The following is a 10,537-nucleotide window of genomic DNA, read 5'->3' on the forward strand; positions in this document are numbered from 1 at the left end:
CATGGAACACCGGCGTTCGCGCTCCAGAGGGTTGTTCCCATCCATCCACAGCCTTTCGACGTCCCTCACCACACCTGTTGACAAAATACCCTAGGGGGGTACCGTAATGGGCGGAGGCGGCGTGGACCGCCTGGAGACCGTTGGATGGAGCATCGGATGAATACGTCGACCAAGTTCGCCGGCTTCGCGCTCGGACTTGTCGCGCTGTTCGGAGTCGCACTGGGAGTCGGAACCCTCGTGGGGTCGCCCGGCAGCGAGCCGGAGACCCACGACACCGCCGCCCCCGATCGCGGCCCGGCCACGGGGCCGGGCGGCCTGACGGACAGCGCCGGCGGATACACGCTGGTGGTGGCAGACCCGATCACCGAATCCGGGCGCGACGCCACCCTGCGCTTCCGGATCGAGGACAGTACCGGCCGGCCGGTGGTGCGCTATACGACCGAGCACGAGAAAGACCTGCACCTGATCCTGGTGCGGCGCGATATGACCGGGTATCAGCATCTGCATCCCACGCTCGGCACGGACGGCACCTGGAGCGCCCCCGTGAACCTCGATCGCGCCGGTGACTACCGGGTCTTCGCGGATTTCGTCACCGCCGACGGGCAACCGTTCACGCTCGGGTCCGATCTGCGAGTCGCGGGCCGGTACGCGCCGCAGCCGTTGCCCGCACCCGCCACCTCCGCGACCGTGGGCGACTACACGGTCGAGCTGAACGGAACCTTGGCGGCGGGGCAGTCCACAGACCTCACCCTGACGGTGTCGCGCGACGGGCAACCGGTCACCGATCTACAGCCCTACCTGGGGGCGTACGGTCATCTCGTGGCTCTGCGCGCCGCCGACCTCGGCTATCTCCACGTCCACCCGGCCGGCCATCCCGGCGACGGAATCACCCCGGCCGGACCGGGCGTACGTTTCGCGGTAACGGCGCCCGGCGCCGGCGACTACCGGCTGTTCTTCGAATTCCGGCATGCGGGAACCGTGCACCGGGCCGAGTTGACCGTTCCGGTCACATCCGGCCCGAGCGCCACGCAGCCGGCCCCCGAACCCACCGAACCCGGCCACGGCCACTGACCCGGCCCACGGAGCGAGCAAAACCATGACCACACAGACACCCCGCGAGGCGTCCACCGCCCAACCCTCGACCGAACAGGTCGAACTGGTGATCGGCGGGATGACCTGCGCATCCTGCGCCAACCGGATCGAGAAGAAGCTCAACCGGCTCGACGGTGTAACCGCCACGGTCAACTACGCGACCGAGAAGGCCCGGGTCCACTACCCGGAAAACCTCACCCCGGACGACCTGGTCGCGGTGGTGGAACAGACCGGCTACACGGCCGCGCTGCCGCAACCACCCGCCGCGGAGAAGGCCGCCGCCGAACCGGCCGACCCCACCGATTCCCTGCGCACCAGGTTGCTGATTTCCCTGGTGCTGACCGTCCCGGTGATCGCCATGGCGATGATCCCGGCATTGCAGTTCACCAACTGGCAATGGCTGTCGCTCACGCTGGCGGCCCCGGTCGTCGTCTGGGGCGCGTTGCCGTTCCACCGGGCGGCCTGGACGAATCTGCGGCACGCCACCGCGACCATGGACACCCTCGTCTCACTGGGCACTCTGGCCGCATTCGGCTGGTCGTTGTACGCCCTGTTCTGGGGCACCGCGGGCACCCCCGGCATGACCCACCCGTTCGAGTTCACCATCGCGCGGATGGACGGGACTGGCAGCATCTACCTGGAGGCTGCCGCCGGCGTCACCACCTTCATCCTCGCCGGCCGGTACTTCGAGGCGAAATCCAAACGCCGCGCGGGAGCCGCGCTACGGGCCCTGCTGGAACTCGGCGCCAAAGAGGTGTCGGTACTGCGCCCGACCGGCTCGAACGGCTGGACCGAAGAGCGGATACCGGTGGAACAACTCGCCGTCGGCGACCGTTTCGTGGTACGTCCGGGCGAGAAGATCGCTACCGACGGTGTCATCGTCGACGGTTCCTCCGCGGTGGATGTGTCCATGCTGACCGGAGAATCCGTACCGGTGGAGGTCGGGCCGCAGGATTCGGTCGCCGGTGCGACCGTGAACGTGGGCGGTCGTATCACTGTCCAGGCCACCCGCGTCGGCACCGATACCCAGCTCGCGCAGATGGCCCGGATGGTCGAGGACGCGCAATCCGGAAAAGCGCAGGCACAGCGGCTGGCCGACCGGATCTCCGGAGTTTTCGTCCCGATCGTGATCGCGCTCGCCGTGGCCACCCTCGGATTCTGGCTCGGCACCGGTGGTTCGGTGGCGGCGGCCTTCACGGCGGCGGTGGCGGTGCTGATCATCGCCTGCCCGTGCGCGCTGGGTCTGGCGACCCCGACCGCCCTCATGGTCGGCACCGGTCGCGGTGCGCAGCTGGGCATCCTGATCAAGGGGCCCGAGGTGCTGGAGAACACCCGCCGGGTGGACACCGTGGTCCTCGACAAGACCGGCACCGTGACCACCGGCAAGATGGCACTGCTCGATGTGGTGGCCGCGGCCGGCGAGGACACCGACGAGGTGCTGCGGCTGGCGGGTTCGCTCGAGGATTCCTCCGAACACCCCATCGCCAAGGCCATCGCGGACGGCGCCCGCCAGCGGATCGGCGCACTGCCTGCGGTGGAGGGTTTCCGCAACATCGCCGGACTCGGCGTGGAGGGTGTGGTCGACGGTCACGCGGTGATCGTGGGTCGTACCGGGCTGCTCGCCGATTACGCACTGGACCTGGACGCCGACCTGCGCGACGCCATGCGCTCGGCCGAAGCCGAGGGCCGGACGGCGGTGGCGATCGGCTGGGACGGTAAGGCCCGCGGCGTGCTCGTGGTCGCCGATACCGTGAAACCGACTTCGGCCGAAGCGGTTTCCCGGCTGCGGTCCCTCGGCCTCACCCCGATCATGCTCACCGGCGACAACGCCACCGCGGCGGAGGCCATCGCCAGGCAGGTCGGCATCGACGAGGTGATCGCCGAAGTGCTGCCGCAGGACAAGGTCGCGGTGATCGAACGGTTGCAGGGCGAAGGCCGCACCGTCGCCATGGTCGGTGACGGCGTGAACGACGCGGCCGCCCTGGCCCGCGCCGACCTCGGCCTGGCCATCGGCACCGGCACCGATATCGCCATCGAGGCCGCCGACCTCACCCTGGTCCGGGGCGACCTCACCGCCGCCCCCGACGCCATCCGGCTGGCCCGGCGAACCCTCGGCACCATCAAGGGCAACCTGTTCTGGGCCTTCGGCTACAACGTGGCGATGATCCCGCTGGCCATGGCGGGTCTGCTCAATCCGATGCTGGCCGGCGCCGCGATGGCGTTCTCCTCGGTGTTCGTGGTGAGCAACAGCCTGCGGCTGCGCAGGTTCCGGCCGACACACTGACCCGCATCAAGGGCCGGGAGCACCTCTCGGGTGCCCCCGGCCCTCTGCGCTCCCGACTGCCTTGTGTTCTGGACTTCCCGTTCGCAAGGTCGCGACAATCACCGCGGCGAGGGTGAGCCCGCATCCGATCAACTTTGTCGCCGACAACGGGGCGCCCGCGGGTAGCAACCAGTCGAGCAGCACCGAGGTCGTGAGCTGGCCGGCCACGGTGCTCAGACCCATCAGCAGTACGCCCACCCAGCGCACGACCAGTACTCCTGCCGCGATGAACAGCACCCCGACCGCGCCGCCCAGGTAGAGCCAGGGCTCGCGGGGAAACTCCGCGGGCGCCCCGACCCGGACCAGTACCAGTGCTTCGACGACGAGCAGGCCCAGCAGGCCGATACCGAAGTTGATCACGGTGGCGGCGAACGGGCTCCCGGACGTACCGACCCGCCCGTTCCACGCCTGCTGCCACGCCAGCCCGACACCCGCCAGCACGGGGAGAATCAGCAGAACCGGCCCGGCGGTATCACCGAGCCAGGACGCCGTCGCCGGCCCGGCCGACCCCGACCCGCCGGACGCCGCCAGCAGCACAGCACCCACCGCCAGGACCGCCCCGCCGAGCCGGGCGGCGGTCACCGGGGTACGGCCCTGTGGGCCGATTCCCAGCCGGTCCACAACCAGACTGCTCACCAACTGCCCGGATACCGCGCCCACGGTGAACGCCGTGACGCCGACCGCGGCCACGGCCAACGATTGACTCGCCACGAACAACGCACCACACAGCCCACCGAGCAACTGCCAGTACCTCAGCTCCCCCGAGGCCAGCGCCCCGCGCACCCCGCGCAGGCCCGCCCGCAGCCGCGGACTCAGCGCAACTGCGATCAGCAGCAGCACGAACCCGCTGCCGAAACTCACCACGGCCGCGGCAACGCCGTCCTCCAGCCGCGCGCCGAGTTCCCCGTTGATCCGCCCCTGGACAGCGACTCCGGCCCCGATCAGCAATCCGAGCGCGAGACCCCACCGCCGCAACACCATGACCGGAACCCTACCGACGGAGCGGTATTCGTCCCGGGACCCGCCGATCCACATGTATGCGTTCCATACCGGCAATCGTTGAACCGGCCAGCGGTCCGAGGGCTGTCCGGCCGCAGGCACGAGTGCGGGTAGTGCAGGATCCGTCTCGCTCGTGCTGCCGGCTGCTCGACCGTCGTTCGGTACGGGCAGTCGGAACCGAGCATCACCCCTGCTCGGTTTCCGGCGATCGGCGGTCCGCGGACGGCTCGGCGTCGTCCGATCGCGGCCGGGTCGGTAACCACGCCGGCGTCAGGATCGCGATGGCGGCGAGAGCGATACCCAGTAGCGCGAGGGTCGAGGAGATCGGCAACCACAACGCTGTCAGGCCGACGAAACCGAATACCGCCAGCGAAACCAATTCCTCCGACAGCCCGGCGACCGACATCACGGTGGCCCGTGCCGGTCCGGTGATGGAGTCCTGCAACCGTGCTTCGGCGACGATACTCGCGTTGTAGACGATGCCGTAGGAAACCGCCAGCGCCACGAACCCCAGACCGGTGAGAACATATACAGCTCCAGGCCAGCGGCCTGCCGCCCCGGCGAGCAGTGCGCCCGTACCGAAAAGGACAGCCGCCGCGCACAGCGCGCCGGCCATGGTGCGGGCCTGCATCGTTTCGGTCCGGCCGGCCAGCAGCGAACCGAGCAGCGAGCCGACGACGGTCACCCCTATCAGGATCGGCACCACCGAGGTAGAGGCACCGGCCTCACCGGCGAGCAGGCCGAAGTATTCGTCGAATGCGGTGATCCCGTACAGCAGTGCGAGAAGCCCTACGGCGTGCCGCACCCGCCGGATCCGAATCGCTTCGGTGACTCCGGTCCGGAGCATGTGCAGGTACCGCCGGATCGAACCGTGTCCGCTGGTGGCGGGGTCGGCGGTTGCGGGTCGCGGGCTCGGCGTGAGCCCGGCCGGGCCCGCAGTATCCGAGTCGGTTCCGCCGCGTTCCTCCTCTTCGAGTTCGGCGACATCGGCCGCGGAAACCGATTTCGGTGCCGCCGGCAGGCTACCGGCCAGGGCAGTGTGTACGACCGCGCATCCGACGCTGGCCCAGCCGACCAGCTCGTAACCACCCCACAGGTACAGCGGTGTCGCGGCGAGTATCGCGATCACCGCACTGAACTCGCTTGCCGACCGGGTGTACCCGATGACGCGGGCATACGCACGGGACTCACCGCGGACGGTGAGTTCGTCGTACAGCAGCGCTTCGAAGGTGCCCGACCGCAACGCGCTCGCCACACCCCACAGCACGAAGCCGAGTGCGAACCCGAGGTAGGACGGCGTGATCGTCCACAGCAGGAACCCGACGGCCATCAGGAACCCGTTGAGGATCAGCAGACCGCGCCGCGAGACGGTATCGGCCCACGCCCCGGACGGGATCTCGCAGACGAAGGCCGTCACCGACCAGAGCGCGAGCAGCAGCGAGATCTGTGCCGGCCCGAAACCGTGATCGGCGAAGAGCAACGCGTACAGCGCGTAGTACGGAATCAGGTCTCCGGTCGCGGCGAACAGCGTCGCGCGCAGCGTCAGCGCGCGCATGCCGGCCTTACGCCCGGAACTCACCCGCCGGTGTCAACAGTGGTAGATGACCAAACGCATACGATCAGCATCCGGGGCGAGGGCCTCCGGGTCAAGACATTTTCGCCCATCCGGCCGCCACGGAGCGATTTCAGCACCGGACCGGCCACCGGCTCCGGGCACCGGCAGCTCGCAACCCGCAGCCGGCGAGGCTCAGAGCGGCACCCAGCCGTTCTGTGCTTCCGAACCGATGCCGAGCGCTCGCGTATTGGCGGCGCCCAGACCCCGGTTCATATCGCTGATCAGATCGGCCACCGGATGAGAATCGCTGTAGTGGTACCCCTGGGCCAGCGCAAAACCCAGCTCGGTGAGCACGGCCGCCTGATGTTCGGTTTCCACACCTTCGGCGATGACCTGCAGATCCAGCGATTTGCTCAACGCCGCGATCACGCCGAGCAGCGGTGGGGCCGGAGAATCGGAGCGGATCGCGGCCACGAACGACTGGTCGACCTTGATGATGTCGCTGGGCAGGGTCGCCAAGCGGCTGAGCGAGGAGTATCCGGTACCGAAATCGTCTATGGCGATCCGTACGCCTCGATCGCGCAGAGTGTGCAGATTCGCGATCGCAGTATCGGATTCGGCGGCCAGTTCGGTTTCGGTCACCTCCAGCACCAGCTGATCCGCGGGCCAGCCGGTGCTCTCCAGGATTCCGGCAACCTTGTCGGCGTACCCGGATTCGGCGAGTTCCAGCCCGCTGACGTTCACGTTCAGGGTGAGCTCCAGGGCAGCGAACGTTTCCTGGAGTTGGGCGGCGTCGGCGCAGGCCCGGCGCAGGACCAGTTCGTCGAGGTCGGCGATGAGGTCGTACTCCTCGGCCACCCGGATCAGGCCTTCGGTCGTGACATCCGGTTGCGCGTTCGACGACCAGCGCAGCAGCGCCTCCACCCCGACCGCCTTCTCGCCGCCGTCGCTGAGACTGACGATCGGCTGATAGTGCACGTCGAGGGTGCCGTTGTCGATGGCTTCGCGCAGTTCCACCGCCAGGGGCGTGCGATGCCCCGATTCCAGCACCGTCCGGTTGCGACCCGACTGCTTGGCCCGGTAGAGGCCCACATCGGCCCGGCTCACCAGCAGGGAGGCCGATTCTCCGGACTGCCAGGAGGTGACACCCGCCGAGCAGCCGGTGCTCACCGCGGCCCGCAACTGCTCGGTGAGCAGGATTGCCGCCTGTTCGGTGGTGCCCGGCAGCAGTGCCGCGAAGACGTCGCCGCCGTAGCGGGCCAGCCGCTGGCCGGGGCCCAGCAGCCCGGCCCAGGTACCGGCGACCTTCTGCAGTACCGCGTCACCGGCGCGATGGCCGAGGTGATCGTTGACCTTCTGGAAGCGGTCGAGATCGACCAGCACCAGCGCCAGCGCCTGACCCGAGCGGTCGGCCTGTTCGATCGCGGTGTTCAGGGCCCGGTCGAACCCGCGCCGGTTCAGCAGGCCGGTCAGTGTGTCGATATCGGCCTCCGACGCCATCCGGGTGAGGATGCCCACCACGACACCCACGCCGAAGGTGATTCCCGCGGGGATCACGCCGGACCACCACGGCAGCCCCGCCCGCGTCGGCAGCACCCACAAGCACAGCGCCATACAGAGGACGATATGCGCCGCGGCCTGCGTCCAGGCGAAGAACAGCGCGGCGTCACAGGCGACGAAAACGTAGAACGAGGCCAGGGTGATCGCGGCGACGGTATTGGGGAACGAGTGAACGGCGACGGTCACCAGAACGGTCGCCATGACGACGTAGCCGTGGTGCAGCCAATGCGGCATCCGCGGACCCCAGCCGAGCAGGCTTATCCCCAGTAGGAGCGCCACGGCCGCGGCGGAGCCGACCAGTAGGCGATTGCCCTCGTCGCCCGGATACAGCACCCGGGCCGGCGCAATGGCGGTGACCAGGAGACCCAGCACACCGCCCATGACGTAGAAGGCCCCGGTGGTCCGGGACATGACCATGGCCGTCGCCACACCCGACGCGGCCCGTACCCGCGTCCGGGTATCGCCGCGAGACCCGCTTCCTCGCACGGTGAACAGCCTAAACAACGAGCTCACTGCGCGGCGACCCAACCGGGGATATCGAGTACCCCGAAACCCGTGAACCGAACCGTTCAGCCCACCGGAGTCAGCACATCGGTACCCACGAACGGCACCAGGGCGGCGGGCACCCGCACCGAACCGTCGGCCTGCTGATGGTTCTCCAGCAGTGCGACCAGCCACCGCGTGGTGGCCAGCGTTCCGTTCAGCGTCGCCGCGATCTGCGGTTTCCCGTTCTCGTCGCGGTAGCGAACCGACAGCCGGCGTGCCTGGAAGGTGGTGCAGTTCGAGGTCGAGGTGAGTTCGCGGTAGGTCCCCTGGCTGGGCACCCAGGCCTCGCAATCGAATTTACGGGCGGCCGAACTACCCAGATCGCCCGCGGCGACATCGATGATCCGATACGGCACGTCGAGGGCGGCGAGCATATCGCGCTCCCAGGCCAGCAGCCGCTGGTGTTCGGCGTCGGCGTCCTCGGGCCGGCAGTAGACGAACATCTCGACCTTGTCGAACTGGTGCACCCGGATGATGCCCCGGGTGTCCTTGCCGTAGCTGCCGGCCTCCCGGCGGAAACACGACGACCAGCCCGCATACCGTTTGGGCCCGGCGCCGAGGTCCAGGATCTCGCCGGAGTGGTACCCGGCCAGCGGTACCTCGGAGGTACCGACCAGGTACAGATCGTCCTCCTCGAGGTGGTACACCTCGGCCGAATGCTGCCCGAGGAAACCGGTTCCGGCCATGATTTCCGGCCGGACCAGCACGGGCGGGATCATCATCGTGAAACCGTTGGCCACCGCGCGCTGTGCCGCCAACTGCAACAGCCCCAACTGCAGCAACGCTCCGTAGCCGGTGAGGAAATAGAATCGCGAGCCGGAAACTTTGGCGCCACGTTCCATATCCAGCACACCCAGTGATTCGCCGAGATCCAGGTGATCACGCGGAGTGAAATCGAATTCGGGCACAGTGCCGACCGTCTCCAGGAGGACGAAATCGTCCTCACCGCCCGCCGGTGCGCCGTCCTGGACGATATTGGAGATCGCCCGGTGCGCTTCCTGCAGTTCGGCCTCGGCGGTGTGCTGCGCGGTCTCGGCCTCTTTCACCCTGGCCGACATCTGCTGGGCCTGCTCGAGCAGGGCGGGGCGCTCTTCCTTGCTCGCCTTACCGACCTCCTTGCCCATGGCCTTGTGCTCGGCCCGCAATTTATCGGCGGTTGCGATCGCGGACCGGCGCGCGCTATCGGCGGTGAGCAGCGCGTCGACGAGTGCCGGGTCCTCGCCCCGGGCTCGCTGCGAGGCGCGGACCAGCTCGGGATCATCGCGCAGGAGTCGGAGGTCGATCATGGCTGACCAGCGTAATGGGCGCGGATTTCCGGCTTCAACCGAGTATCTCCCCACCGGTGCCGCGGCCGATCCCGCCGGTTCTCGCACAAGTGCGCCATACCGATCGGCCGGGTTCGTGGCACGTTGGGGTGTGGCGCTGCCATGATGGACCGCGATGTCCTCCGAAAATGAGCCTGCAAACCGGCCCGGCCTGCGTGGCGGCCAATCGTTGCGCTCGCGTACCGCCCGCCCGGGCCGCGGTCGCAAGACCGATTCCGCGCGGCCGCGGTCCGGTGATCCGGCATCCTCCGAATTGCCGGACCACGATCCCGCGGCGGTCCGGCATCCGCGCCGCGGGAAACGACCGGGCACCGCGGGTTCGCGTCCGGGCGGCACGACGGGTTCGCGCCCGAGCGGCAAAGGCAAGCCCAAGCGGATCCCCGCGCCTCGATTGCGCTGGAGTCTGCTCGCGGTGGCCGTCGGCGCGATCATCGCGGCGCTGCTCACGCTGATGCTCAGCGGTTTCGACAACGACTCCAACCTGCAGGCCCGCAGTCCGGGCGGGGCGGTCGCCAAGGCGGACAAGGTATTCGCTTCGGTGGCTCCGGGCGATTGCCTCACCTGGACCAAACCGGACCATTCGGACCTGGTGGAACTCGATTGCGCCGAAGAGCATCTGTTCGAGGTCACCGATACCGTGGATCTGAGCCAGTACCCCGGCTCGGAATTCGGGCCCGACGCGGTCTGGCCGGATTCGCTGCGGCTCACCGAACTCCGCGAGGAGCATTGCGTGCCCGCCGCCCAGCGGTACCTCAACGGCCGGTTCGATCCGCGCGGCAAGTACGCGGTCGGATTGATGTATCCGAGCAATGACGGCTGGAACAACTCCGGGGATCGCATACTGCGCTGCGGTCTGCAGGTACCCGGATTGAGTGGTAATCCGCTGCCCAATACCGGCCGCGGGGGGGCGGGCGGCCCCGGCCACGGGGTGGGGGCCGGGGGTTGGAGCCGGGGAAGCCCCGAACAGACGACCCCGGCCCAGCGGCGAGTGCCGGCGAACAGCAGGCCGGCGGCACCGGCCAACTCCAGGACACCGGTCGCATACACCGCGAACACCCGGAACGCGATCGCGGTGGGCACCATCGCCACCAGAACACTCAGGCTAGGCATCACCGTGACCGAAACGGGCACCAAATG

At 68.6% G+C, this 10,537-nt stretch carries 7 protein-coding genes; 3 read left to right on the top strand and 4 right to left on the bottom strand.

Features of this window, described 5'->3' with window-relative positions; all coding sequences use genetic code 11:
• Positions 1 to 156: 156 nt before the first annotated feature.
• The gene (locus QH195_RS13540; RefSeq protein WP_280435617.1) at positions 157 to 1,071 is read left to right on the top strand and encodes a hypothetical protein; all 915 of its coding nucleotides are present in this window, start codon (positions 157 to 159) and stop codon (positions 1,069 to 1,071) included.
• A 25-nt stretch (positions 1,072 to 1,096) separates the two neighbouring features.
• On the top strand, positions 1,097 to 3,376 hold the full coding sequence (locus tag QH195_RS13545) for a heavy metal translocating P-type ATPase (protein ID WP_280423628.1): 2,280 nt from the start codon (positions 1,097 to 1,099) through the stop codon (positions 3,374 to 3,376).
• A 6-nt stretch (positions 3,377 to 3,382) separates the two neighbouring features.
• Here the strand turns inward: QH195_RS13545 and QH195_RS13550 are convergent, their stop codons facing one another.
• From QH195_RS13550 to serS, 4 genes are all read right to left on the bottom strand, one after another.
• Positions 3,383 to 4,396: a DMT family transporter gene (locus QH195_RS13550; RefSeq protein ID WP_280435618.1), complete on the bottom strand. Its 1,014-nt coding sequence runs from the start codon at positions 4,394 to 4,396 to the stop codon at positions 3,383 to 3,385.
• A gap of 202 nt (positions 4,397 to 4,598) precedes the next feature.
• Complete coding sequence (locus QH195_RS13555; protein ID WP_348536863.1) at positions 4,599 to 5,993, bottom strand: MFS transporter; 1,395 nt, start codon at positions 5,991 to 5,993, stop codon at positions 4,599 to 4,601.
• 168 nt (positions 5,994 to 6,161) lie between these two features.
• Positions 6,162 to 8,015, bottom strand: a complete 1,854-nt coding sequence (locus QH195_RS13560) for a putative bifunctional diguanylate cyclase/phosphodiesterase (protein WP_280435619.1) — start codon at positions 8,013 to 8,015, stop codon at positions 6,162 to 6,164.
• Between the two features lie 83 nt (positions 8,016 to 8,098).
• A complete protein-coding gene (serS, locus tag QH195_RS13565) occupies positions 8,099 to 9,361 on the bottom strand; it encodes a serine--tRNA ligase (RefSeq protein WP_280435620.1) in 1,263 nt (420 codons plus the stop codon).
• Between the two features lie 154 nt (positions 9,362 to 9,515).
• Here serS and QH195_RS13570 point away from each other — a divergent pair.
• On the top strand, positions 9,516 to 10,537 hold a 1,022-nt coding region (locus QH195_RS13570; protein WP_280435621.1), incomplete at its 3' end, for a septum formation family protein.

Source organism: Nocardia carnea (assembly GCF_029868855.1).
Taxonomy (GTDB): domain Bacteria; phylum Actinomycetota; class Actinomycetes; order Mycobacteriales; family Mycobacteriaceae; genus Nocardia; species Nocardia carnea_A.